At 60.5% G+C, this 23,504-nt stretch carries 20 protein-coding genes and 1 pseudogene; 7 read left to right on the top strand and 14 right to left on the bottom strand.

The features are described from left to right. Nucleotides 1–205 precede the first annotated feature (205 nt). From C0V73_RS07105 to C0V73_RS07125, 5 genes are all read left to right on the top strand, one after another. Entirely contained in the window at nt 206–1,192 is a 987-nt protein-coding gene (locus tag C0V73_RS07105; protein ID WP_245407923.1) for an ABC transporter substrate-binding protein, read from the top strand. Between the two features lie 103 nt (nt 1,193–1,295). Further along, a complete protein-coding gene (locus C0V73_RS07110; RefSeq protein ID WP_102019300.1) occupies nt 1,296–2,321 on the top strand; it encodes an ABC transporter substrate-binding protein in 1,026 nt (341 codons plus the stop codon). A gap of 76 nt (nt 2,322–2,397) precedes the next feature. Then, nucleotides 2,398–4,629 carry an iron ABC transporter permease gene (locus C0V73_RS07115; protein ID WP_102019301.1) on the top strand — a complete coding sequence of 744 codons (2,232 nt, stop codon included), beginning with the start codon at nt 2,398–2,400 and terminating at the stop codon, nt 4,627–4,629. Then, nucleotides 4,626–5,684 carry an ABC transporter ATP-binding protein gene (locus C0V73_RS07120; RefSeq protein WP_102019302.1) on the top strand — a complete coding sequence of 353 codons (1,059 nt, stop codon included), beginning with the start codon at nt 4,626–4,628 and terminating at the stop codon, nt 5,682–5,684. Before C0V73_RS07115 ends, C0V73_RS07120 begins: the two co-directional genes overlap by 4 nt. Nucleotides 5,685–5,717: 33 nt before the next feature. Then, the gene (locus C0V73_RS07125; RefSeq protein ID WP_102019303.1) at nt 5,718–6,521 is read left to right on the top strand and encodes an inositol monophosphatase family protein; all 804 of its coding nucleotides are present in this window, start codon (nt 5,718–5,720) and stop codon (nt 6,519–6,521) included. A gap of 545 nt (nt 6,522–7,066) precedes the next feature. Here C0V73_RS07125 and C0V73_RS07135 read toward each other — a convergent pair. Next, nucleotides 7,067–8,155 (bottom strand): alpha/beta hydrolase, encoded by a 1,089-nt coding sequence (locus tag C0V73_RS07135; protein WP_102019305.1) that lies wholly within the window; start codon nt 8,153–8,155, stop codon nt 7,067–7,069. 312 nt (nt 8,156–8,467) lie between these two features. Between C0V73_RS07135 and C0V73_RS07140 the strand changes: the two genes are divergently transcribed. Then, on the top strand, nt 8,468–8,872 hold the full coding sequence (locus C0V73_RS07140) for a cupin domain-containing protein (protein WP_102019306.1): 405 nt from the start codon (nt 8,468–8,470) through the stop codon (nt 8,870–8,872). A 131-nt stretch (nt 8,873–9,003) separates the two neighbouring features. Here the strand turns inward: C0V73_RS07140 and C0V73_RS07145 are convergent. The 7 genes and pseudogenes from C0V73_RS07145 to C0V73_RS07175 all read right to left on the bottom strand — a co-directional run bounded on the left by C0V73_RS07145 (nt 9,004) and on the right by C0V73_RS07175 (nt 15,955). Further along, nucleotides 9,004–9,912 (bottom strand): annotated as a pseudogene (locus tag C0V73_RS07145) (XdhC family protein). Nucleotides 9,913–10,024: 112 nt separating this feature from the next. Continuing rightward, a complete protein-coding gene (locus tag C0V73_RS07150) occupies nt 10,025–11,041 on the bottom strand; it encodes a zinc-dependent alcohol dehydrogenase family protein (RefSeq protein ID WP_102019307.1) in 1,017 nt (338 codons plus the stop codon). A gap of 24 nt (nt 11,042–11,065) precedes the next feature. Further along, entirely contained in the window at nt 11,066–11,515 is a 450-nt protein-coding gene (locus C0V73_RS07155) for a cyclophilin-like fold protein (protein ID WP_245407900.1), read from the bottom strand. After that, complete coding sequence (locus C0V73_RS07160) at nt 11,512–12,699, bottom strand: MFS transporter (protein WP_102019308.1); 1,188 nt, start codon at nt 12,697–12,699, stop codon at nt 11,512–11,514. Before C0V73_RS07160 ends, C0V73_RS07155 begins: the two co-directional genes overlap by 4 nt. 180 nt (nt 12,700–12,879) lie before the next feature. Further along, nucleotides 12,880–13,254, bottom strand: a complete 375-nt coding sequence (locus C0V73_RS07165) for a cytochrome c family protein (RefSeq protein WP_102019309.1) — start codon at nt 13,252–13,254, stop codon at nt 12,880–12,882. Then, a complete protein-coding gene (locus C0V73_RS07170) occupies nt 13,251–15,494 on the bottom strand; it encodes a xanthine dehydrogenase family protein molybdopterin-binding subunit (RefSeq protein ID WP_102019310.1) in 2,244 nt (747 codons plus the stop codon). Before C0V73_RS07170 ends, C0V73_RS07165 begins: the two co-directional genes overlap by 4 nt. 14 nt (nt 15,495–15,508) lie before the next feature. Further along, nucleotides 15,509–15,955, bottom strand: coding sequence for a (2Fe-2S)-binding protein (locus tag C0V73_RS07175; RefSeq protein ID WP_102019311.1), 447 nt, complete (start codon nt 15,953–15,955; stop codon nt 15,509–15,511). A 157-nt stretch (nt 15,956–16,112) separates the two neighbouring features. Between C0V73_RS07175 and C0V73_RS07180 the strand changes: the two genes are divergently transcribed. Continuing rightward, on the top strand, nt 16,113–17,003 hold the full coding sequence (locus C0V73_RS07180; protein ID WP_102019312.1) for a LysR family transcriptional regulator: 891 nt from the start codon (nt 16,113–16,115) through the stop codon (nt 17,001–17,003). 144 nt (nt 17,004–17,147) lie between these two features. Here C0V73_RS07180 and C0V73_RS07185 read toward each other — a convergent pair whose 3' ends face one another. From C0V73_RS07185 to C0V73_RS07210, 6 genes are all read right to left on the bottom strand, one after another. Beyond that, nucleotides 17,148–17,633 (bottom strand): hypothetical protein, encoded by a 486-nt coding sequence (locus tag C0V73_RS07185; RefSeq protein ID WP_102019313.1) that lies wholly within the window; start codon nt 17,631–17,633, stop codon nt 17,148–17,150. 28 nt (nt 17,634–17,661) lie between these two features. Continuing rightward, the gene (locus tag C0V73_RS07190) at nt 17,662–18,219 is read right to left on the bottom strand and encodes a hypothetical protein (protein ID WP_102019314.1); all 558 of its coding nucleotides are present in this window, start codon (nt 18,217–18,219) and stop codon (nt 17,662–17,664) included. A gap of 921 nt (nt 18,220–19,140) precedes the next feature. After that, nucleotides 19,141–19,929, bottom strand: a complete 789-nt coding sequence (locus C0V73_RS07195) for a CPBP family intramembrane glutamic endopeptidase (protein ID WP_102019315.1) — start codon at nt 19,927–19,929, stop codon at nt 19,141–19,143. A gap of 65 nt (nt 19,930–19,994) precedes the next feature. Next, nucleotides 19,995–20,795 carry a CPBP family intramembrane glutamic endopeptidase gene (locus tag C0V73_RS07200; RefSeq protein WP_245407901.1) on the bottom strand — a complete coding sequence of 267 codons (801 nt, stop codon included), beginning with the start codon at nt 20,793–20,795 and terminating at the stop codon, nt 19,995–19,997. Nucleotides 20,796–20,901: 106 nt separating this feature from the next. Continuing rightward, nucleotides 20,902–22,866 (bottom strand): alpha/beta hydrolase, encoded by a 1,965-nt coding sequence (locus tag C0V73_RS07205; RefSeq protein ID WP_172450092.1) that lies wholly within the window; start codon nt 22,864–22,866, stop codon nt 20,902–20,904. Nucleotides 22,867–22,942: 76 nt separating this feature from the next. Then, complete coding sequence (locus C0V73_RS07210) at nt 22,943–23,491, bottom strand: hypothetical protein (RefSeq protein ID WP_102019318.1); 549 nt, start codon at nt 23,489–23,491, stop codon at nt 22,943–22,945. Nucleotides 23,492–23,504 lie beyond the last annotated feature (13 nt).

A 23,504-nucleotide genomic window follows, 5' to 3' on the forward strand; every position in this document is an offset into this window, starting at 1 on the left:
CAAAGATTTGCTGGTTATCGCCTAACGTCACAATTGTAATATTTGAAATCTCTGAAACGCATGGAGGCGGCCGTGTTGAAAGATCGGTAACCATTCTCCGGGTTGCCAGCCCGGGCCGATATGGACATGCTTTATTCATTGGAACGGGGAGGTTCCAAGGGAGGACGACGTGAAGTTATTGACCGCCTTCGGCGCAGGGGTCTTCGTGACCTTGGCCTCTGCTACGGGTTCCCAGGCTGCCGACACGCTGAATATTCTCTGCGGTGTCGACGAAGTTTGGTGCGCCGTCATGGAGAAGACCTACGAGGCGAAGACCGGCCTTGCGGTCAACATGCCGCGGATGAGCACCGGGGAGATACTTGACTACGTTCGGGCTGAGAAAGTTGCACCCACCGTTGATGTCTGGTGGGGCGGCACCGGCGTCACACACCTGCAGGCCGCCTATGAAGGGCTCCTTGAGCCCCATCGGCCCCAACAGGAAGCAGACCTTCTGCCTTGGGCGCGAAACTTTTTCTCTCTGTCTGGCGGCACATCCGTCGGCCTCTATGCTGGAGCACTGGGCTTCGCCTACAACGCAGATCTTCTCTCTTCGGCAGGGTTGCCGGCACCCAACTGCTGGAGGGATCTCGCCAAGCCCGTCTATCGCGGCCATATCCTGTCAGGAAACCCGCATTCGTCAGGCACCGCTTTCACAACCCTTGTGACGCTTGTGCAGTTACTCGGCGAAGACGAGGCGTTTGGCTATATGCGCGAACTCGGTCGCAACATTACCGAATATACCAAGGCCGGTGCCGAGCCGGTCAAGGCGGCGGGCAGGGGAGAGATCACCATCGGCATCTCCTTCATGCATGATGCTGTCACGCAAAAGGAGGCGGGCGCTCCGCTCGTGATCGTCGCGCCCTGCGAGGGCACCGGCTACGAAATCGGTGCGGTCAGCATCGTCAAGGGCAGCCGCAATCTGGAAGAGGCACGTCGCTTCGTTGATTTTGCGCTGAGCCCTGAGGGCCAGGCAACCGGTGCTGCCGCAGGTCAGAACCAGGTCCCATCCAACGCCCGGGCCATGCTGCCGCCGGCCGCTCCCGACATCTCGATGATCAAGATGGTGGACTATGATTTTGCCACCTTCGGATCACCCGAACAGCGAAGTCGACTGCTGAGCCGCTTCGATAGCGAGATCAATCCGACGAACTGATTTTTCACGACCGGACGATCCCAGACACGGTGCCTTCCAGGCACCGCCGCCGAAGGCTTGTCCGTTTTCTTCGACTTCAGACGCAAGCAACAGGAGGATACCCATGCGACTGACTATACTGTCCACTCTACTCTTTGCCGGCACGAGCTTGTCTGCCGGCTCGGCCTTGGCCGCCGGTGAGCTCAACCTCATCTGCGCTGCCGACGTCGTTATCTGCGAACAGATGCAGGGCGATTTCCAAAAGGCCCATGACATTAAGGTCAATATGGTCCGCATGTCCTCCGGTGAGGCCTATGCCAAGATCCGCGCCGAAGCCCGCAATCCGAAGACCGACCTCTGGTGGGCAGGCACCGGTGACCCCCATCTTCAGGCAGCATCGGAAGGGCTTACGGAAGAGTACAAGTCGCCGATGTTGGACCAGCTACAGGACTGGGCCAAAAGCCAGGCCGAAAGCTCTGGATTTAAAACCGTCGGCGTCTATGCGGGTGCGCTTGGCTGGGGTTACAACACCGAGATCTTCAAGCAGAAGGGCTACAAGGAACCGGTATGCTGGGCCGACCTCCTTGCTCCGGAGCTGAAGGGCGAGATCCAGATCGCTAACCCGAACTCTTCGGGAACCGCCTATACCGCGCTCGCCTCGCTCGTGCAGATCATGGGCGAAGACAAGGCCTTCGAATATCTGAAGTCCCTCAACGCCAACATCTCGCAATACACCAAGTCCGGCTCTGCGCCGGTGAAGGCTGCTGCCCGCGGCGAGACCGGCCTCGGTATCGTCTTCATGCATGATGCGGTGGCCCAGACAGCCGAGGGCTTCCCGGTCAAGTCGATCGCACCGTGCGAAGGCACCGGCTACGAGATCGGCTCCATGTCGATCGTCAAGGGCGCTCGCAACATGGAGAACGCCAAGACCTGGTACGACTGGTCGCTGAAGCCGGAAGTCCAGTCCCGCATGAAGGACGCCAAGTCCTTCCAGCTTCCCTCGAACAAGACCGCGGAGATCCCCAAGGAAGCGCCGCGCTTCGAGGACATCAAGCTCATCGACTACGACTTCAAGACCTATGGCGATCCGGAAAAGCGCAAGGCACTGCTTGAGCGCTGGGACCGTGAAATCGGTGCCGCCGCCAACTGACGCCTGACCCTATTCGCCGGCGGTTTCTGGACCGCCGGCCCCCTTCCTTCTTCCGCTTCTACTGATGAGGTCGACCATGAGACATGGCAACCGCAGACTGGACCTGTTGCTGGCATTTGGAGCCGCGTCCTTCATTCTGCTTCCCTGGTACAGGCTGGAATCCGGCTTCTTCGGCTTGGACTGGCTCGGCGACTTTCCCTTCACGGAGAGCACTGCGCCAGGTGTTCTGCAGTTGTTGGGTCACGGTCGCCTTTGGCTTCTCGGTGTCGTCCTGTTCTTCGGTCTCGGTTTCGCAGCACGTTTCATTGCCGACCCGATGCGCCGTGGCGCGTTCTTTGCGGCAGCAGGTGCAGCAGGCATCGTTTATCTCTGCCTCCAGGGGCTTGCGGTCGGGTTCTCCGGCTGGACCTGGGGGATCAGTGAAACCCTTTTCGGAGCACTATCCGATGGGCAGCCATCCATGGGCGCCGGCGCCGTCACCATGGCGATCGTCTTTGTGCTCATGTTCGCCTTCGGCCTCGTCGAGCGCGGCGTGATGAAGGGCGATGCCTTCGTCGTCGGGTCGATCTCGCTGCTTGTCTTCCTCGTCTTCGTCTTCGTTTTTTATCCGATCGGCAGCATGCTGGTGGCGGCCGTCCAGGATTTCGACGGTTCCTTCAAGCCGGATGGCTTCATCCGCAATATGCAGGATCCGGGCATTTGGAGCCTGAGCTGCCTCATTGGTGACGGACGCTGCGGCGTTGCCTGGCGCACATTCACGCTCGCCATCATGACGGCGTCTGCCTCTACGCTCCTCGGCCTGGCCTTCGCGCTCGTCGCCACCCGTACTCGCTTCCCCTTCAAGAAGGGACTGCGGCTGCTGACCGTCCTGCCGATCATCACGCCGCCCTTCGTCATCGGTCTCGCGCTCGTCCTGCTTTTCGGTCGTGCCGGCGTGGTCACCGAGACCCTTTCGAGCTTGTTCGGAATCGAACCTGGCCGCTGGCTCTACGGTCTGACCGGCATCTGGATCGCCCAGGTCCTGTCCTTCACCCCAATCTCCTTCCTGGTTCTGATCGGTGTCGTCGAGGGCGTCAGCCCGTCGATGGAGGAAGCATCGCAGACGCTGCGTGCCGATCGCTGGCGCACCTTCTGGCGTGTTTCGCTGCCGCTGATGAAGCCGGGCCTCGCCAACGCCTTCCTGATTGGCTTCATTGAAAGCATGGCCGATTTCGGCAATCCACTGGTGCTTGGCGGCAGCAATGGCGTGCTCTCGACCGAGATATTCTTTGCCGTCGTCGGTTCGCAGAACGATCCCTCACGCGCCGCCGTCCTGGCGCTGGTCCTCCTCTTCTTCACTCTGTCGGCCTTTCTTGCCCAGCGCCTCTGGCTGTCGGGAAAGAATTTTGCGACCGTCACCGGCAAGGGTGACAGCGGCGCCCATATCGCGCTGCCGCGTGGCATCTCCATCGGCGTGCACGCCATTGTCATTCCGTGGATGCTCTTCACCGTCGTCGTCTATGGCATGATCCTCGTCGGTGGCTTTGTCACCACCTGGGGTCTCGACAACACACTGACGCTCAAGCACTACGCCCGTGCGTTTTCCGTCAGCATTCAGGACGGTTCGATCGCCTGGACGGGTGTCGCCTGGAATTCCTTCTGGACGACCATGGAAATCTCGCTGATCTCCGCGCCTCTGACAGCCGCTGTCGGTCTGCTCACGGCCTACATCATCGTCCGGCAGAAATTCGCCGGCCGGAACCTCTTCGAGTTCGCGCTGATGATGAGCTTCGCCATCCCGGGAACGGTCATCGGCGTCAGCTACATCATGGCCTTCAACCTACCGCCGCTTGAGATGACAGGCTCGGCCCTCATCCTGATTGCCTGCTTCGTCTTCCGCAACATGCCGGTTGGCGTGCGCGGCGGGGTCGCGGCGATGAGCCAGCTAGACAAGAGCCTGGATGAAGCTTCGCTGACACTGCGGGCCGACAGTTTCCGCACCGTGCGCAAGATCATCCTGCCGTTGCTGCGCCCCGCCATCACGGCAGCCCTCGTCTACTCTTTCGTTCGCGCCATCACCTCGATCAGCGCCGTGATCTTCCTCGTCAGTGCCGAACACAACATGGCGACTTCCTACATCGTCGGCCTTGTCGAAAACGGCGAATACGGCGTGGCGATCGCCTATTCCTCGATGCTGATCGTCGTGATGATCACCGTCATCGCCGGTTTCCAGCTCCTTGTCGGCGAACGCAAGCTGCGCCGCGAAAACCGTATTGCCGGTCTCGGCAACAACAGTCCCGTTCCTCTCGGTCAGGAGAAAATCGCATGATCAATGTCAAAGCCGGATCCGTCACCTTCCAGAATGTCCGCAAGACCTTCGGCGCCTTCACCGCCATTCACGATCTCTCGCTCACCATCGAGCCAAGCACCTTGGTCACCCTGCTTGGCCCCTCCGGTTGTGGAAAGACGACGACGCTGCGCATGCTGGCGGGGCTGGAGCACCCGACGTCCGGAAAGATCCTGATCGGCGGAAAGGATGTGACCATGCTGCCGGCCAACGAACGCGACGTGTCCATGGTCTTCCAGTCCTATGCGCTCTTTCCGCATATGACATCGCTGGAAAACGTCGCCTACGGCCTTCAGTCATCAGGATCGGGCAAGAAGGACGCGCGTGAGAAGGCCGAGGAAGGCCTCAAACTCGTTGGCCTTGCCGGCATGGGGCATCGCCTTCCAGCAGAACTGTCGGGCGGGCAGCAACAGCGCGTCGCGGTCGCTCGTGCTTTGGTTCTCGAACCTCAGGTCCTGTTGCTCGACGAGCCGCTCTCCAACCTCGATGCACGCTTGAGGCGCCGCGTCCGCACGGAAATCCGCGATCTCCAGCAACGCCTTGGCTTCACAGCCGTCTATGTCACTCATGACCAGGACGAGGCGCTTGCCGTCTCCGACCGGATTATCGTGATGAAGGATGGCGAGATCGCCCAGTCGGGGGCACCGCGCGAACTCTACGAAGCACCGGCCTCGCCCTTCATTGCCGACTTCATGGGGGAGGCGAATGTGCTGCCCTGTGAGGTGGTCCAATCGGAGGGCGGCCAAGTCTTGGTGCGCGTCAGCAATCTCGAGCATCGCATGCAGTCCAAGGCGGGCCGGGGCCCTGCCAAACTCGCCGTGCGGCCCGATGCCATCCGGATCGACGCTGCCGGTGCAGAGGGCCTGAGGGGCCGCGTTCTGCACTCCGCCTATCTCGGCGGTCATGTCGAATATGAGGTTGAGACCGATGTCGGCACGCTCTTTGTCATCGATCACGATGTCGACCATGCCCATGCCGCCACGAGCGACGTCACATTGGCGTTCAAGAACCGTGGCATTGCCGTGATCAGCGGCTGATGATTTTTTAGAAAAAGACCAAGGAAGAAGAGAATGACAATGAATGATACGGCACTCGCAGCGCGTTTTGCCCTCGCCAAGACGCTGGCGGCGGAAGCGGGCGCCATGGCGCTCGACTACTTCAATCGTCGAGACACGCTGGTGATCGAGACGAAGCGCGACCTGCAGGACGTCGTCTCTATCGCCGACCGAAACGTCGAAACCTTCCTCAAGGAGCGCGTTGCCGAAATCTACGCAAATGACGGGTTCTTAGGCGAGGAGTTCGGCCACGACGAAGGCTCCTCCGGTTTCACCTGGGTTGTCGACCCGATCGACGGCACGGCCCCCTTCGTCAACGGTATGCCGACCTGGTGTGTTTCCGTCGCGATCGTGCGGGATGGAGAGCCAGTCGTTGGCGTGATCCATGTGCCCTGCTCGGATGAGCTTTACGCCTCGGCGCTGGGCTTGGGTGCGACGCTGAACGAAAAGCCCATGCGCCTTGATCCCAGCCGCAATCTGCAGAATGCAATGACGGGGATAGGCTGCAACAACTACGTCACCCCCGAACGGGTCGGCGCAATCATCGCAGGCCTGATGGAGCGGGGCGGCAACTTCATCCGCAATGGATCTGGCGCGCTGATGCTGGCCTATGTCGCAGCAGGCCGCTTGGTCGGGTACTACGAACCGCATATGCGCGCGTGGGATTGCATGGCAGGTTTTTGCCTTGTTCGAGAAGCCGGCGGCAAGACCCTTGCCTTTCCCGCAAGAGGTCCCGAGTTCCTGAACGGACATCCGGTTCTTGCCGCAAACCAGTCCTGCTATGATGAACTGATGCAGCTTCACCTCAACAATCTGTAGCGGCTAAGGGGGTCCCCATGACGATTTGCGGCCAACTACGCCGGCGTTGACCAAGGCGTTGTAGATCAGGGGGACAAGGCCTCCGAAATGATGTCGGGCTCTTCTGGCTGAACGCGAACTTTGTGGCACCAGTCGAAGTCGTCGCGTTCTACCTTTTGCTCCCACCGAAGATAATCTGAGCCTTTACCATCGAACCGAAGAAATCGAACTCCTGCTTCGATGGCTTCCATTTCGGTTCATGTCGGAGAATGAAGACGTCATAGATTGCCTCGAAGATGCGTATATCCGCATCCCTCTCTAAGGCAGCACGCTTCCGGCGCTTTGATCCCCTTTTCGGGTATGTCATTTGGAATTCTGAAACCTCGTTGCTGGATCGCGAGCCGATATTGTCCGGATCATGCTCTGTGGCTCGTGATACGGATCTAAGCGTCGGTCGGTTCGCTCTAGAGGACGGAACTACGCCAGTACAACATCGTCGGTACCTAGATCACGGCCCCTGACACAGCATGCGGAGGTGAACGTACCTCCGCATGCAGTGCTTGCACTTACGCGCTGAGATGCTGTTCGAAAAACGCCTCGAACCTGTCGAACGGGATGATCTTCACCTTGTCGTACAGATCAACATGGCTTGCCCCAGGAATGATCAGCAGTTCCTTGGGTTCAGCCGCTGCCGCATACGCCGTTTCGCTGAAGTAGCGCGAGTGGGCATTCTCACCATGCACGAGCAGCAGCGGTCGGGGCGAGATCTCGGCGATATAGGAGAGGATCGGCATGTTCATGAAGGACAAGGGCGTGGTCAGTGACCAGCCGTTGCCCGAGTTGACTGCGCGTTTGTGGTAGCCGCGCGGCGTCATGTAGTAGTCGTGGTAGTCGACCTGGAACTGCGGCTCGCCGCCTTTCAGGACGTTGTATTCCTTCATGTGTTCCGGGCTGCCGGCCTTCGCATCGGCAGAGCGCTGCCGGCTCATCTGCTCAAGGCTTTGAGTCCGCTGTTCAAGCGTCACGACGTCGTTGTAGCCCTTCGACATGACGCGGGTCATGTCATACATGGTGCTGGCAACCACGGCCTTCACACGCTTGTCTACGGCTGCCGCGTTGAGAGCCATGCCACCCCAGCCGCAGACGCCGATCATGCCGATGCGCTTCTGGTCGACGTCGGGCAGGTTTCCGATGAAGTCGACCGCCGCGCTGAAGTCTTCGGTGTTGATATCAGGCGATGCGATGTTGCGCGGCTGGCCTCCGCTTTCGCCGGTAAAGGATCCGTCGAAGGCGACCGTCACGAAGCCGCGCTCTGCCATCACCTGTGCGTAAAGGCCCGAGGACTGTTCCTTGACAGCGCCGAAGGGACCTCCGACGACGATCGCGGGCATGCTGGTTCCGCGGCTCTTTGGCATATAGAGATCGCCTGCCAGTTCGATGCCGTAGCGGTTCGTGAAGCGCACCTTACGGTGGTCGACCAAGTCGCTCTTCGGGAAGACTTTGTCCCAGACGTCTCCCGTCTGAGCCGACGCGGCCGAGGCGTAGGGGACGAGAGCGGATGCAATTGCCCCGACAGAGGCAACCTTCAGGAGGTCGCGACGTGCAAGGTCCAACTGATCATTTCCGTTCTGCGTAGTGGGTACATTGCTGTTCATGTCGGGGGTCTCCGGATTGAAGTTGTTTTCACCACCCTCAAGTGAGCGCTTACCGTCCCAAACATAAGTCCCCGCATCTCACTTGAACTTATCGGTCTGGTCGATCAATCGTCGGGCGCTCATGAAATTCGCCGGACAATCGGCCTTGCCGATCTCTGTTGGGAGAACAACGTGAGGATCCCAGCCGCGTTCGCATCCCCGGCTCATGGTCTGCATCGATAGGCGTCAGGCTGAATGAGAACTAATCATTTGCGCCGTCGCATGGCATTCTGCGTCAATCGCAGCACCTCATGATCGCAAAAAGGGATACTTATGGACATTCGCAGAGCTGGTAGTCAGGCTTCCGTGAAGGGACCGTCGGATTGGTTCACCAGTGCAGTCAGGATCGATCCCCTGTTCCCAGTGCGGGAACCAGCTTCGGCAGCGGGCAACACCGTCACATTCGAACCGGGTGCCCGAACCGCCTGGCATACGCATCCCCTGGGGCAGGTCATCATTGTGATTTCTGGCGTCGGCCGGGCGCAGCGCGAGGGCGGGCCGGTTGAAGAGATCCGCCCCGGAGATGTCGTCTGGTTTGAACCGGGAGAAAAGCACTGGCATGGCGCAGCCCCCTTAACCGCGATGGTGCACATCGCAATTCAGGAGAGCCTCGACGGGAAGGCGGTCGACTGGCTGGAGCAGGTCAGCGACGCCGACTATTCAGCGTCATCAACGTAACTCTACGGATACTGAAGACCCGCCATGGGAAGGAGATGCTCTCACCTAGGGGAATGATATCAAGGATGGCTGCTGCGCAGATGCTAGCAGGCAGCTTTTGTGTTGGCGACACGTGAGACGGATGCTTGGCCTCAATGGCCGAGTGTCTTCTCGCGGGCAACCGCCACGTCCGCCAGTATGGAAATTGCCAGTGAGGTCGCGCGACGGGCTGGGCCAAACATCCCGATGGGAGCCTTGATGCGGTCGATCACGGATTGTTCGTAGCCAAGCTGACGAAGACGAAGGATGCGTTTTTCGTGCGTCCGTCTGCTGCCAAGCGCGCCGATGTAGAACGCATTGCTCTCCAGAGCGACCTTCAGGAGTCCCATTTCCTTGTCCACGTCATGATGCATCAGAACGATCGCCGTGTAGCCGTCGACCAATAGTTTCACATCCGCGCTCTAAAATCTGTCCGGAACAGTGACGGCCTCCATCTCTGCTGCTCTCATCAAGGCGGTGAAGCGAGCCACTTCCAAGGATCCACCTGACACAAGTGTTCGGATCGGTGGATGATAGACGGTGATAAAGATGCCGTCCTTCCACCCAGTCCCTTGCACAAGGTCCGAGTGGGTAAGGCTTTCCGCGTTCGGGTCATAGGAAAGAGCCGCAGGATGCCGCTCGCTGAGACGGATGACAGCCGATTGCAAACTTGCAACATCCTTCAACACATGAATGGCAACGGTGATGCTGCCGCCGCATGGCAAGACGATATCCTTGAAGGGCGAGTCTTTGCCAAAGCTGACGAGCTTATCTTTCCGATCTTGGATCGCGAGGAGGGCTTCTGCGGCAATCGCCGCTTCCACACATCCTCCCGAGACGTATCCGGCATAACGTCCGTCGGCTGCGACCACGATGTGTGATCCCAGCGATCTGGCCGCGCCGCCCTTGACATCGACCAGGGTTGCCAGCGCACAGGGATGTGTCCGCGAGACCTCTAGGGCGAAGCCCAATAGCTCCTGCGGATCATCGCTGTCGAACGCCTTGTGTGGATGGATGAGCATTTTTGAGCCAAGTCACGCGTGATAAAGGTACATCCCCGCCACCGGAAATCATTTCCGGCAACGCTGATGGGTGGAGTCTGATTGTCTTCGCAAACAGCGCCGGCAGCAGCCGCTACAGTCGCAGCAGGGCCTTGATCGCCCGCCTCTCATCCATGGCGCGGTAGCCTTCGGCGACATCGGAGAGCGGGATTTCGAGGTCGAAGACACGGCCCGGATTGATCTCGCGTTTGAGCACCAGATCCATGAGGTAAGGCAGGAAGCGGCGGACGGGGGCAGGGCCGCCCATCAGGCTCTTCTGGGCGAAGAACAGGTCCTGACCGGCGATCTGGACTCCATGGGGAACGCCGACGAAGCCGATATGGCCGCCGGGGCGGGCGCAACTGATCGCCTGGGACATGGATTCCTGCGTGCCGACACATTCAAGCACGGATTCGGCGCCGACCCCGTCCGTGATCTCCTTGATCCGCTTCACGCCGTCATCGCCGCGCTCAGACACGATGTGCGTGGCACCGAATTCGAGCGCCAGGTCCTGGCGGCTCTTGTGGCGGCTCATGGCAATGATCCGTTCGGCGCCCATCTGCTTGGCGGCGAGAACACCCATCAAGCCGACGGCACCATCGCCAACGACGACGGCTGTCGAGCCTTCCGAAACGCGGCCTGCATCGGCGGCATACCAGCCGGTGCCGAGAACGTCCGAAACGGCCAGCAGGCTTGGGATCAGATCCTCATCGGGCAGGTGCGGGGTCGCGACCAGTGTGCCGTCGGCGAGCGGGACGCGGGCGTAAGGCGCCTGCGCACCGGTCATGAATTCCCGCTGCTCGCAGGAGGACTGGAAACCGAAGCGGCAATGCGGGCAGGTGTTGTCCGAGAGGCAAAACGAGCCGACAACGAATTGGCCGGGTTTGATCGTCTTCACGGCCTCGCCGACCTCGACGACGACACCGCAATATTCATGGCCCATGTTGGCGGGGCCATTCATTGGCTGCAGGCCGCGATAGGGCCAGAGATCGGAGCCGCAGACGCAGGAAGCCGCAAGCTTGATGATGGCATCCGTCGGCTTGAGGATCGTGGGTTCAGCGACCTCTTCGCAGCGGATGTCGCCTTTGCCATGGAGTATGGTGGCCAGCATGGGTCTTGTCCTTTCGCCGGGTTGTCAGGAAATACGGGTGATGTGCATCGGATAGGTGCCGCGCGTGAGGATGGGTTCCACACTGCCATCAATTCGTCCGAGGCGAACGAGATCGCGGATCGACGAATAGTCCCCGTGATAGAGAACGAGATTACCCCAGGGCACGTAGTAGCAGATGTCGCCAATTGCGGGATTGGGGAACGGACCCCGTGCCTCAGGATTGAGCTTGCGCGGAAGGTAGGCAATCTTCTCGTTCGTCGAATAATCCGACACCTCGACGTCGAGTGGCAGCATGGACGCGAAATCGCGCGCCGATACGTTGTCATATAATGTGGCGGTGAAATCCTGGTCGCTGAAGCTGAAACGTATCTTCATCAGGTTGCGGTCCTGCGCATGGGTGACGTGGGGGAGGATGGGGCTCAGTGCCCCGGCCAGGAGTAGTGTTCTGCGGGTCAGTCGATGATCCCTGCTCATTTTGCCTTCTCCCAGTTGGAGCGCGCGGCGAAGGCCGCAAGCGAAGAACCGACAAGCAGGAGTGCAGCCAAGAGAAATGAACTCCACCAGCCAATATGGTCGAACAGCAGGCCGCCGAGTGCAGCACCGAGCGTGATGGCGAACTGGATGACAGCAACCTGCAGACCGCCACCGGCTTCGGCGTCGTCGCTCAAAACCTGGGCAAGCCAAGTCCCCCAGGCGACGGGAGCGGCCGTGCCGACGAAGCCCCAGGCACCGAGGAGGAGCGTCACTGCAAGTGGCGAGCTTGAAGCCGCCACAAGCCCGACGGCAAGGAGGGCCATGGTCAGCGGCATGCCGATCGCGAGCGCATAGAGCCAGTGCGGCAGCAGGCGGCTGATGCTCCAGGTTCCGGCCACGCCCGCCAGTCCCATCAGCAGCATCACAAGCGAGAGCGAGGTCACGCCGAACCCCGAGGCGCTCTCCAGGTATGGTCTGAGATAGGTGAAGAGTGCAAACTGGCCCATGAACAGCAGCAGGATGGCCGTCATGCCGAGTGCGACCTGACGGCGAGCCAGCAAGCGGAAGACGTTGGCTGTCCGCTTCTCGTCCTCTGCCGGGAGACCGGGCATGGTCATCCACTGCCAGGCAAGAGCGACCAGAGCCAAGGGCACAACGAGGAAGAAGGCCCCACGCCAGCCGACCAATTCGCCGAGAAAGCTGCCAAGCGGCGCGGAAATCGTGGCGGCAATAGCGTTGCCGGCATTCAGTGCGGCCAGGCCCTTGGGCACCTGATCAGTCGGCAGGAGCCGCATGACGATGGCCGTCGACATGGACCAGAAGCCGCCAATCGCAATGCCAAGCAGCGCACGACCTGCCATGAGGATCCAGTAGTTAGGGACAAAGGTCACCACCACGGCGGAAAGCACCAGCAGTACGGAAAACCAGGTGAGAACCGTCTTGCGATCGATGCCCGCCGTCAGTCGGGCAACGAACAGACTGGTGACGACGGCGAAGAACCCTGAAATGGAGATCGCCTGTCCGGCCTGTCCCTCGAGCATGGTCAGATCGCGGGCGATTGGTGTCAGCAGGCTGACGGGCATGAATTCCGAGGCGATGAGCACGGAAACCGTCAGCGCCATGGAGCCGACGGCACCCCAGGCTGCCGGTGATTTCAATGTGTCGCGATAGGTCAGCTCGGCCATGGTCTACATCATCCTTCGAAAGCGGCGACATGCCCTCTTTCGCGTCCCTTGTAGCCAGTTTCAATTGGGTCGATTAGCGGGGCTGTCTCGCATGCATTTATCGATGAGAGCCATCAATGAGGATCTCCCGCCTTGTGGTTCAGGGCGGGAGATCGCGTTGTGGGATTTGGTGCGCATGGGTTAGCGCGTGGCGAGGAAGTCGATGATTGCCTTGCGTTCGTCGGCCTTGGCGAAGCGTTGGGTCATCCGCGTTCCCCTTACCAATCCGGCTGGATTGGTAAGGAAGGTATCGAGCTGGGCCGCATCCCAGGTGATGCCCGAGCTTTGCATTGCAGGCGAATAGCGGAAGCCTTCCAGGCTCCCCGCTACCCTGCCGACAACGCCCTGCAGATGGGGGCCGACGCCGTTGCGCGTACTGTCCACCTGATGACAGGCGCCGCAGCGTTGCTGGAACAGCCTCTGTCCGTCCGCTGCATCCTGCGCATGAGCCTGAAGGGCCAGCAGGACGGTGGCGATGACTGCGGCGGCGATATGCTTGAAAGTACTCAGTATCATCCCTGCTTCTCCTGGAATGTCGTCTTCGACAGCGGCAGGCTGCGCGGTCGTTCTGTGGCAAGGACGGCCACGGCATTGGCGATGGCGGGAGGCACGCCCGGAAGACCGGGTTCACCAATGCCGCCGATCGGTGCGCCGCTTTCGATGATGCGGACATGCACTCTCGGCATCCGGTCCGGCGTCAGGATCTGATAGCCGTCGTAGTTGCGAGCCTGGGGAAGGCCGTCGACATAGACGACTTCTTCCAGAAGTGCGGAGGAAACGCCGAGCGCGACGGCCGAGTTGACCTGATGCTCGATCACCCGCGGGTTGACCACGGTGCCCGGGTCGATTGCGACCCAGACGTCGTGCACCACGACTTGGCCATCCGACAGCGAGACTTCCGCGATCGTTGCCACTTCGCTGCCGAAGGGCGAGGTCATGGCAAGGCCCCGGGCGCGGCGGGTTCCATCCTCGGCTGCAAAGGGACCCCGCTTCCAACCGCCGGATAGCTCGGCCACCGCCTGCAACAGCGTCAGATGGCGCGGACTGTTCTTCAGGAGCGCAAGACGCAGTTCATAGGGATCCTTGGCTCCGGCATCCGCCATCTCGTCGAAGAAGGTCTCCGAGAAGAAGTCGTTCATCGAATGGCCGACCGAGCGCCAGAAGCCGATTATCGCGGGATCGTCGACATGGATCTGGGCAATCCGCTTGTTGGGGATCGCATAGACCTTGCCGGCGATGCCCTCGACCGCCGAACTGTCGACCTTGTCCGGTTGACGACCATACCAGCGTCCCGTGGCACCTTCACCGACGGCGACCGCCGAGAACGCCGTCGGATTGCCGTCCTCGTCGAGCCCCGCGCGGAAGCGGACTGCCGCCATCGGACGCAGGGTGTCGCGCAGGAACTCCTCCTCGCGGCTCCAGACGAGCTTGATGGGACGACCGACCGCCTTTGAAAGCAGGATGGCCTGCGGGTAGGGATTGGCGCTCTGGTAAAGGAAGTGGCGACCGAAAAACCCACCCAGCATCGGCGAGTGGATGATGACCTTCTCCGGCGCAATGCCGGCGACCTTGGCTGCATCGCCCTGGAACATTTCCGGCGCCTGGTTCGGAATCCAGAGTTCGAGCGTGCCGTCTTCATTCCAGCGGGCGACGGCCGAGGGCGGCTCCAACTGGCCGTGGGCGAGGTGGGGCGCGTCGTATGTCGCTTCGATTACCTTCGCAGCCGATGAAAGGGCGGCAGCGGCATCCCCTTCTTCCTCGAAGGTCACGCCGTCACCGGTCGTCGCCTTCAACTTTTCCATATGCCCCATGCTGGAGAAATCCGCGGGCATCGCGTGGGGCGTTCCGGCTGCTGCTTCAGTCCACGAGACCTGTAGCGCTTCGACAGCCATGCGCGCGCGCCACCAACTATCGGCGACGACGGCTACGGCTCCGGGAAGCGTGTGTATGGAATGCACGCCAGTGCGCGCCTTGATCTCGGCCTCGTTCGTCATTGCGCCGGGTTCCTGACCGAGCCGCGGACTGTGCTGCACGGCTGCAAAAAGCATGTCGTCGACCTTGGTGTCGATCGCATACTGGGCCTTGCCCGTCGCCTTCGCTCTGATGTCCAGCCGTTCGACCGGCTTTCCGATCCAGCGGAAGTCCTTGGATTCGCGCAGTGTTACCGTTTCCGGAACAGGCAGACCTGCGGCGGCCTCGGCGATTTCGCCATAGGCGACACTGCGACCCGAAGCGACATGCACCACGCGACCTGGCTCGGTCGAAAGCTCTGCAACCGGGACCGACAGTCGCTCGGCGGCGGCCTGAAGCAGCATGCCACGCGCAGACGCGCCAAGCTTGCGCATGATGTCGTAACTCGAGCGGACAGAGAAGCTGCCGCCGGTGAAGCGGAAGCCGCCGATCAGGCCGTAGTCCGGGCCGGGCGGTGCTGTCTCGACCACGAAATTGGCGGGGTCGACATCGAGTTCTTCGCCGACGATCTGGGCCATTGCCGTGAAGATGCCCTGACCACCTTCGATGAAGGCGCTGCGGAAGAACACCGTGCTGTCGGGCCGGATCTCGATAAAGGCTGGGACGCGGGTCCCGGGGGTGACAGTTGCGGCGGCCTGAGCGATCACGGGGCGGATCGCACCGGGTACGGTGACGCCGAGAACAAGCGCACCGGCAACCGTGCCGAGGAAGCCGCGACGCGAGACTTTGAACGGCTTTTCATCGCTGGCAGTGTTTGCGGGTGTATAGATATGAATCTGGTTCATCGTGATCCCTCCAATCAAGCCTGGGCCGCTTCGCGCACGGCGGCAGCGATCGCGTTGTAGGTTCCACAGCGACAGAGATTGACCATGGCAGCCGCAATGTCGTCGTCGGTCGGCTGCGGTGTCTCCTTGAGGAGCGCGGTCGCGGCCATCACCTGGCCGGACTGGCAGTAGCCGCATTGCGGCACCTGATTTGCCACCCAGGCCTCGACCACCTTCTGACCGACGGGATCCTCGGTGATGGCCTCGATGGTGGTGATCTGCGTGCCAACCACCGTGTCGATCGTTGTGACGCAAGAGCGGGTCGGCTGCCCGTCGACGAGGACCGTGCAGGCGCCGCATTGCGCGAGACCGCAACCGTATTTGGTGCCGGTCATCCCGAGCGTATCGCGCAGCACCCAGAGCAAGGGAGTGTCGGCTTCGACATCCACCTGCTGCGGTGTTCCGTTGATGTTGAGTTCCATGGTGGGGTCCTTCGATCGGTTCGGGGAGAAGGGGCGGGAACAGTCTGCGGACTATTCCATGCGACACATTATCAAGTGCATTTGATATGCATTAGTCGGCGTTGGTCGCTTAGATTTATCGACGACGACCATGAATGGCGAAAAGCGAGGATGCTGGATGGCAAGGGAAGACTTCAACGACCTGCTCTGGTTCCTGGCGCTGGCTGAAGATCGCAGCTTCACAAAAGCGGCGGCCAAGCTCGGGATCACGCAGTCGACTCTCAGTCACACGATCAAGCGACTTGAGACGCGTCTGGGCCTGCGCCTTCTCACCCGGACCACGCGCAGCGTTTCGCTGACGGAGGCGGGTGAGCGTCTCTTCAATGCGCTTTTGCCGCGTATCACGGCGATCCGTGGCGAGCTGGAAGCTCTCTCGGACCTGCGTGACAAACCGGCTGGCACCGTTCGCATCACGCTGTCTGATCACGCGCTGGAAACAGTGGTCTGGCCGAAACTGCAGCCGATCCTGAAGGACTATCCGGATGTCCGGGTCGAACTCAGCCGTGACAATGGCTTGCGCAACATCGTTGAAGACGGCTTCGACGCCGGCGTGCGGCTCGGTGAGAGCATCGAAAAGGACATGATCGCCGTCCGGATCGGCCCGGACTGGCGCATGCTGGTCGTCGCATCGCCGGCTTACCTCGCGGATAAACCCATGCCTCAGCACCCGCAGGATCTGGTCAGCCACAACTGCATCAACATGCGCCAGGCAACCGGCGGAGGGCTCTATGCCTGGGAATTCGAGAAAGATGGGCAGGAACTGCGCGTTCGGGTCGTGGGCCAGCTCACGTTCAATTCGTCCTATCCCATGGTTGATGCGGCCGTGAAAGGTCTCGGTGTCGCCTACGTTCCAGACGATCTGGTTGCTGCGGAACTTTCAGCCGGTACGCTCGTGACGCTCCTTGAGGATTGGACGCCACCCTTTCCGGGCTACTACCTGTATTATCCGAGCCGCCACCAAAACGCACCCGCCTTCAGGGTTGTCGTCGATGCGTTGCGGCAGAAGTAGTAGCGTTTTGCCGTGTCACGCAAAGGCAATGACCGGCGCACAGAACACCGAATATGCGAGCGAACCGATGAGCCCGCCGACCATCAGGAGCCTCTGGAAGTGGCGGGCGTAGGTCTTCAGGAATTCGGTCATGATACGACTCCGTCAGGTGTAGGGGAGCATCTGGCCTGCGAACGTCACGCCGGTCCAGGCTGAGATGGAGAGCAAGGCCGCGACACGTGCGAAAAACGGTGGCATCGAAGCCTCGCCCCATTGCGCCATGCCGCGGCCAGCGCCGAAATGGAAGGCCAGTGCATTTGCGCCTGCCGCAACCAGGAGCCAGAATTTCCAGGGCGCCGCCCCGGAGGCCGCGATCATCGTTGCCTGGGCGCTCAGCAACGCGACACCCGTGATGAATGCCGTGATGAAACCGAAATAGGACACTGGCAACAGGTGCCGCATGGCTGATGTCACAGACACAGACTGTCTGCCGAGACCCAGGAGCCGCAGGTCGATAGCAAAGATCGACCCGATCAGCAGCCCTATCCCGAGGACGTGAAAGGTTTCGAGCGCGGCGTACAGATAGCCTGCAGACCGAACGGTCTGGCCGAGGCTCGAAGTCTGAAGGAGTTCGAGAGCTGAGTTCAACACGGGCTTCGGTTCTCTTTAGTGTTGGCGCTTAGTCCGGCAAAGGGGCTCGTTCGGGGAGCGTGTTGCCAAGAACCTGGTTCACCGGTGTCGCATTATCCCCGTACGAGAACACCACCGGACGAAAGAGACCTTCATCGCTGCGGTTGATGTAGCCGACGGCTTGGAAACGCTCGCCGACCCTCAGCGGGCGATCCAGCCCCCACCGCCCAGACCATGCCGGTGGTGCGATGACGATCTCCAGCTCCCCAAGGCTGCCGTCATACGCCAGAGCGCGGTTGACGCGCACGCTGTCCTCCGGATGCTGCAATTCCTCCGGTATGGGAAGCTCGGGGGTGTCGGGTGGCAGGCTCGCATCCAGCTTTACATCGAACTCCGAGTGCGGATTGCCCCAAACGCCCTCGGACGAGACGGTTCCGGCGATGTAGACCAGCCTGCTGGTGTCGAAGGTTGGCCAGCCATGGTGGGCCGACGCAGTGTTCAGCGCGAGCGGAATACTGGTGAACGCGAAAGCCACGGCAAGTCCCAGAACAACTGACCATCGTTTTGCGCTGACGAGACTGGCTGCCGCCATGTTTTTGCGAGGCATGGTGCTCAAACTCCAGATGAGAAATCGATCTAGCGATCAGTCGGGTCTGAGGGATCTGGCCTGACCGGCCTCCGGTTCGCCACCCCCTCTGATTTCGACAGTCATCCTAGATGCCCTGCGGGCTTGAGATTAGCCTGGTAGAACCCATCAGGCTTATGGGCCTGGGACATAAGTGGAGTATCCCATGTCCCGCTCGCGGGCTGGAGAAGTGGCGGCCAGAGAAATGCGTTGCGCGGATCCCGCAGACACAACGGTGCGAGCTGAACTGCGCCACCGGCTGAAGTGCCAGGCCATTTCTCTGTTGCCATTCGATCGCGAGATCGATTGGGACGGCCAATAACGGTCGGTATCCGGACTTGGATTGCGGGGCCCCAGTCAACTTTGCGGGACCTGCTTCAAGCACGAAGGATGGCCTGATGACCGGCCCTCAGAATTCTTCAAGTTGTTGAGAAGACGTCGCTTTTTTCTGTGAGAAACCGCCGACAGATTCACGCGCAAACCGACCTGAAATGGCCTGCCTGGAGAACCTGGATTCTCACATGATTTCAAAGGCTTAACAAAATCGCCTTTGATTTCCCTCTGTTTTCCTGCCGCGAGCGACCGTGGATGCCATCTTTGTGCCCTGGCTTTGGGCCGACGTCAACACGGCGGGATAGCGGCAATTATTTCCGCTCGGGAACGCCGAGCCGAAACTGAAGCAAGCCATTTGATTTTGTGAGTTTTCGGCCTTTAACTGCAGGCATCCAATGATCAATGGAAGCGCACTCAAGCAGAGCCTTATGACAGCAGGGAAATACGGGCTCCGCTCTTTTGATGGCCAGCGGCGACCTCGTCAGAGAGTTTGACAATCTTGGGAACAGCAGCGAAGCCACGGACTGCAAGGGTTTGGCGATGCCCCTGCAGCCTCCAAGCGTCGCATCGCTAGTCTGTACTCAGAACATCGTCGTTTCGGACATTCCTCAAAAGATAGACTCCGTAGAGAAAATTTGGAAGCACCAGCGCAACGGGCAGCAGGAACGCCCAGCCCCCGACATCGCCTGTAGGAATGTCACTGCCCGATTGCTGCCCGGCAGAGATTGAGAATGTCCCGAAATCCCAAAGAGCGTGGTAGATGATCGCCGGCCAGATCGATCCGGTGCGTACGAGAATGGCCATGAAGGCGAAACCGCTGAGGGTCGCGGTGAAAGCCTGCAGCATGGCGTTCAGCAATTCCCCCGTCGTCACCGCGTTGAGGATGTGAACAGAGCCGAAGAGCACCGAGGTCCAGATCATTGCAGGCCAGAGGTTTACGCGCGTGCGCAACGCCTGAAACAGGATGCCGCGAAACATCGTCTCCTCCGACAGTCCGACGAACAAAGTGCTCACCAGGATCATCAGCATCAGACCGATGGGGGGCAATCCGATGGCCGCAGCAAGGCCGAGGAACGCCACGATGTAGAGTGCCGGCAGCCACATGATCCTAAGCGAACTCATCGGCTTCGGAGCCACAAACTTCAGGTCGCGCCATCCGGCGAACAGTATGACGGCGACGAGGAAGAGAAAGGCGGCGACGACATTCCAGAGCGGTCCTCTCGACAGGCCTTCGGTGAGCGATTGTTTCTGCCCGCCGCTCAGACAGATCCCGCCGTAGATGGTGATCGTGGCCCAAATGATATACACGATCAGACTGAAGGGCAGGCGGGTGGGCCCGTTTGCAAAGTTCATGTCCATATGCCTCTCTGAGAGTTCAGATCTCACTCATAGTCATCAACTTGCGCCACAGTCTGCAGCAGGATTCATCTGAGCTTGAACGTCCATGGAACCAGGTTGCCGCGTCTGGCCGCCCTGTGCAGTGCGACCAGACCGGCTAGGGTGCAGAGGCCAAACGCCACCACACTGCCCTCCATGCCGAAACTGCCGCCTGTCAGGAATTCTGGTCCTTCGAGTGTCGACTTGGACAGACCGGGCTGTTCGAAGGCACCGGAGACGGAGCCCGAATAGATACCGCTTTGCACGAAGTTCCAGCCCATGTGGAAACCGATACTGAGCCAAAGGCGCCGGGTGAGGATAAAGAGCGCGGCGAGCAGCAGACCGGCCTCCACGGTGATTGCCAGCGCGCCGATCAGCGTGCCTTCCGGATTGCCGAGGTGACGGAGCCCGAAAATCAGAGCCGAGACCAGGAGTGCAATCCAGCTTCCGGCGAGTTCCTCCAAATTGCGGAAGATCACGCCCCGATGCAGCAGTTCCTCGAAGACGCTGGAGCTGATCGCCATAGCGATTGACGGCAGGATGAGGAGGAAGGGGTTGATCCCATCGACGCGGTAAACGCCGAGCACCATCAGGATTAGCACGCACAGCGTATAGAGACCGGCGCCCCCTAGAAGCCCCCCTCCCAGTTCGCGCGCCAGCGGTGCCCGCGCCAATTCGCTGACCGGGCGTCTTTCGACGAAGCGGACGAATGTTACATAAACGACGATCGCAAGAGCTGCCATCACAGCAGCACTGCCGATCGCAAGCAGCGGGCGGTCAGCAAACTGCCCGCCCCAGAAGCCGTTGCTGATGCCCATCAGCACGAACAGCACAGGGGCGAGCACCACGATCCGTATCAGCGGAAACTGCAGGATCCGCAGCCAGAGTGGCCGAGCACCCTCTGTTGCATTCCTTAAATCCCTGGTTCGTTGCCGGTAAGCCAAGTGGCTGACCTCACTTTGCTGCCTTTGCCCAGTCCGGGATATGCCACTCGATCTTGATGCTTTCCGCGCAATCATTCGACAGCTTGCGACCGGGCTGGTTGATGAAGGCCACGCCCATGTCTGCCACGCAAGGTTGGTAGAGCAGGGCGCCATGGCCGGCCTCGGGGATCATGAAGACCTGTGCATTGGTCAGTTCTTCGGTCGCGACTTTGGCCCAGCTTGCCGGTGTCTGGCTGTCGTAGAGGCTGCCGATCGAGAGTGTTGGAATGTCGCTTTTTACCGGGACCTGCCAGTTGTCGCGCTGAACCTGTTTGAAGGGAATGCAGGAACCGAAGACGAAGCGGGCCGCTTCGTCGGCATCATCGCCGATATAGGGGTATTCCTGGGCGGCGGTGAATTTCTGATAGCCCTCGAAACTGTTGAATGGCAGGTCCTCCTGACAGGCATAGTTGAAGAGGTAGAGGTCGCCGAAGAAGGCTTCCTCCGATTTGGCTATATCCCGCTGGATGATGGCGAAGTAGCCGGCGACTTCGGCCTCGCTCATGCTGTCGATCAGGGCCGCCAGACGGGTTGAGGCCTCGCCGCTGGTATGAGTCTTGACGAATGTGACAAGCGCTTCCTTGGACGCATTGATGTTCTGCAGGGCGGCGTAGTCGGCAACCATGCTGGCAGCCTTTGCGTCATCGCTCCCGCGTGCGGCAATCAGTGCCTTTTCGAGTTCGGAGTCGAAGAGGGTGGCGACACGGCCATAGTTCTTTTCCGCATCGATCTCGTCGCGCAGTTCTTCCACGACATTCTGGTTGGAGCGGTCGATCCTCGCCGAAATCACGGCATTGTCCGCGAGCGTCCCGATCAACGCACGCTGGGCCTTGGGCAGCGTTGCGGAGGCCTTGGCGACGTCATCGTCGCCGGGCATCGGCATGACGAAGTCGCGACCGACCAGCAGGTCGACGGTCGGCATCTCCTTGCCGCGATGAAGCTCGTAGATGAAGGCGGGAAGGTAAGGCGTCATCGACAGGTTGCCGTATTTCGCGTTGCGCTCCTCAAAGGGACGGAAGATCGTCTTCGGCTCTATCGGCTTGCCCTGGTGGATGACCTTGCCGGCCTTGGCGGCATGCAGCGTCTCAATGATCACCTTGTCGAGTTCCGGGAAGGTGGCGTTGCAGGTCTCATCCGCCTTGCACTGTTCGACCACGTGTTCGATCGGCTCGCTGACCTTCTGCGCGAAGGTATCGTAGAGCTTCACCCAGGATGGGGCAACGCCGTCGATGATCACGGCGCGGATGCCCTCAGGCGCGACCCGCATGGTTTCGAGCGCGAGCTTCGTGCCGTAGGACACGCCATACATGTTGTAGCTCGTGTAGCCGAGCGCCTGGATGATCGTTGAGACGTCCTTGGCATTTTCGGTGGTGTTGTATTTGGAGATGTCGATGCCGGCGGCTTCGATTTCCCGCAGGCAATCGGCGATGGTGTTGTTGCTCTCGTTCGATCCGTCGATGGCAGTGGTCGTATATTCCTTCTTGGCAATTTTCGCCGCGTTGGAGGCCAAGGCATTGAAGCACTTGACCGACTGGCCCGAGAGACCGGCCGACCGCTGGTCCCAAAAGATGACGTCGCGCGTCTTGCGCCAGGGTTCGAAGGCACCGGCGAGCAGCGGGATTTGCACCATCGCGCTGGCGCCGGGACCGCCCTGGAGATAAACGAGCGGGTCGCTTTCGGGATAGAGCGAATGCGACTTCAGGATCGCAAATTCGAGGCTGATCTTTCTGCCGTCAGGGCTCGCATGATCCTCGGGAACCTGCACCGTTCCGCAAAAGACGGTCTTGCCTTCGATCTCGTTGACGGGAAGCGGGCGGGGGCAGACGATCTGGGTGATCGGCGCGTTCCCTGCGGTAGCCACCTTCAAGGAGGAAAATCCGTCCTCGGCATTGCCGGTGAGGAACGAGATCAAGGCCAGGATGCCGGTATAGTCCATTGCAAAACCCCTCTTTGACGTATTTTTCATCGTGAGAATGAGCCGCAGCATGAAGCGCTGCGACCCACTAGGCATTTCAGAGGCGGCCGCCGGTGAGATCGATCAGTTCTCCAGAGTCCCGCATCTTGCAGGTCATGTACTGCCGCCCGACTGCAGCTTCGATCAGCCATTCATGCTTGCCTGGAGAGCGCGCCTTGGTGAAGTGGACCTGATGCGTGCCGACAGCGAAGTTCTGCGCCACGATCTGGGCGCAGCCCTGATAGGCCATGGGCGGCGCCTTGGCTCCGCTTGCCTGCTGGCGATGGGCCATCGAATGTTCCCGCTCCGTGTTGCCGGCCTGATAGCCTTCGGCGTATCCCCTGGTGCGGTTCTGCTCCCAATAGGGATAGCCATGGACGCCATCCCGATAGCCGCGTTCGAACTCCGCCATCTCCTCGCCATCACCGGGTTCGTAACCCTCCTGATAGTGATGCTTGTTGTGTGCCAGGGCGGCGATGCCGAGGAGGGCGATGGCCGCTGCGGCGGCGGCTGCCTTGTCCTTGTCGCTCATGCCGGCCTCGGCCTGGGGCATGCCAACCTGGAAGGCCAGTATGGTCGCCGCAAACAATGCGATGATGCGTTTCATGGTCACTCTCCTT

The organism is Rhizobium sp. TH135, assembly GCF_002855515.1.
GTDB lineage: Bacteria > Pseudomonadota > Alphaproteobacteria > Rhizobiales > Rhizobiaceae > Allorhizobium.

Excerpts from the sequence above, each read along its gene's own strand:
- C0V73_RS07110 (WP_102019300.1), top strand. The coding sequence starts at position 1,296 with ATGCGACTGACTATACTGTCCACTCTACTCTTTGCCGGCACGAGCTTG.
- C0V73_RS07115 (WP_102019301.1), top strand. The coding sequence starts at position 2,398 with ATGAGACATGGCAACCGCAGACTGGACCTGTTGCTGGCATTTGGAGCC.
- C0V73_RS07120 (WP_102019302.1), top strand. The coding sequence starts at position 4,626 with ATGATCAATGTCAAAGCCGGATCCGTCACCTTCCAGAATGTCCGCAAG.
- C0V73_RS07125 (WP_102019303.1), top strand. The coding sequence starts at position 5,718 with ATGACAATGAATGATACGGCACTCGCAGCGCGTTTTGCCCTCGCCAAG.
- C0V73_RS07135 (WP_102019305.1), bottom strand. The coding sequence starts at position 8,155 with ATGAACAGCAATGTACCCACTACGCAGAACGGAAATGATCAGTTGGAC.
- C0V73_RS07140 (WP_102019306.1), top strand. The coding sequence starts at position 8,468 with ATGGACATTCGCAGAGCTGGTAGTCAGGCTTCCGTGAAGGGACCGTCG.
- C0V73_RS07150 (WP_102019307.1), bottom strand. The coding sequence starts at position 11,041 with ATGCTGGCCACCATACTCCATGGCAAAGGCGACATCCGCTGCGAAGAG.
- C0V73_RS07155 (WP_245407900.1), bottom strand. The coding sequence starts at position 11,515 with ATGAGCAGGGATCATCGACTGACCCGCAGAACACTACTCCTGGCCGGG.
- C0V73_RS07160 (WP_102019308.1), bottom strand. The coding sequence starts at position 12,699 with ATGGCCGAGCTGACCTATCGCGACACATTGAAATCACCGGCAGCCTGG.
- C0V73_RS07165 (WP_102019309.1), bottom strand. The coding sequence starts at position 13,254 with ATGATACTGAGTACTTTCAAGCATATCGCCGCCGCAGTCATCGCCACC.
- C0V73_RS07170 (WP_102019310.1), bottom strand. The coding sequence starts at position 15,494 with ATGAACCAGATTCATATCTATACACCCGCAAACACTGCCAGCGATGAA.
- C0V73_RS07175 (WP_102019311.1), bottom strand. The coding sequence starts at position 15,955 with ATGGAACTCAACATCAACGGAACACCGCAGCAGGTGGATGTCGAAGCC.
- C0V73_RS07180 (WP_102019312.1), top strand. The coding sequence starts at position 16,113 with ATGGCAAGGGAAGACTTCAACGACCTGCTCTGGTTCCTGGCGCTGGCT.
- C0V73_RS07190 (WP_102019314.1), bottom strand. The coding sequence starts at position 18,219 with ATGCCTCGCAAAAACATGGCGGCAGCCAGTCTCGTCAGCGCAAAACGA.
- C0V73_RS07195 (WP_102019315.1), bottom strand. The coding sequence starts at position 19,929 with ATGGACATGAACTTTGCAAACGGGCCCACCCGCCTGCCCTTCAGTCTG.
- C0V73_RS07205 (WP_172450092.1), bottom strand. The coding sequence starts at position 22,866 with ATGGACTATACCGGCATCCTGGCCTTGATCTCGTTCCTCACCGGCAAT.
- C0V73_RS07210 (WP_102019318.1), bottom strand. The coding sequence starts at position 23,491 with ATGAAACGCATCATCGCATTGTTTGCGGCGACCATACTGGCCTTCCAG.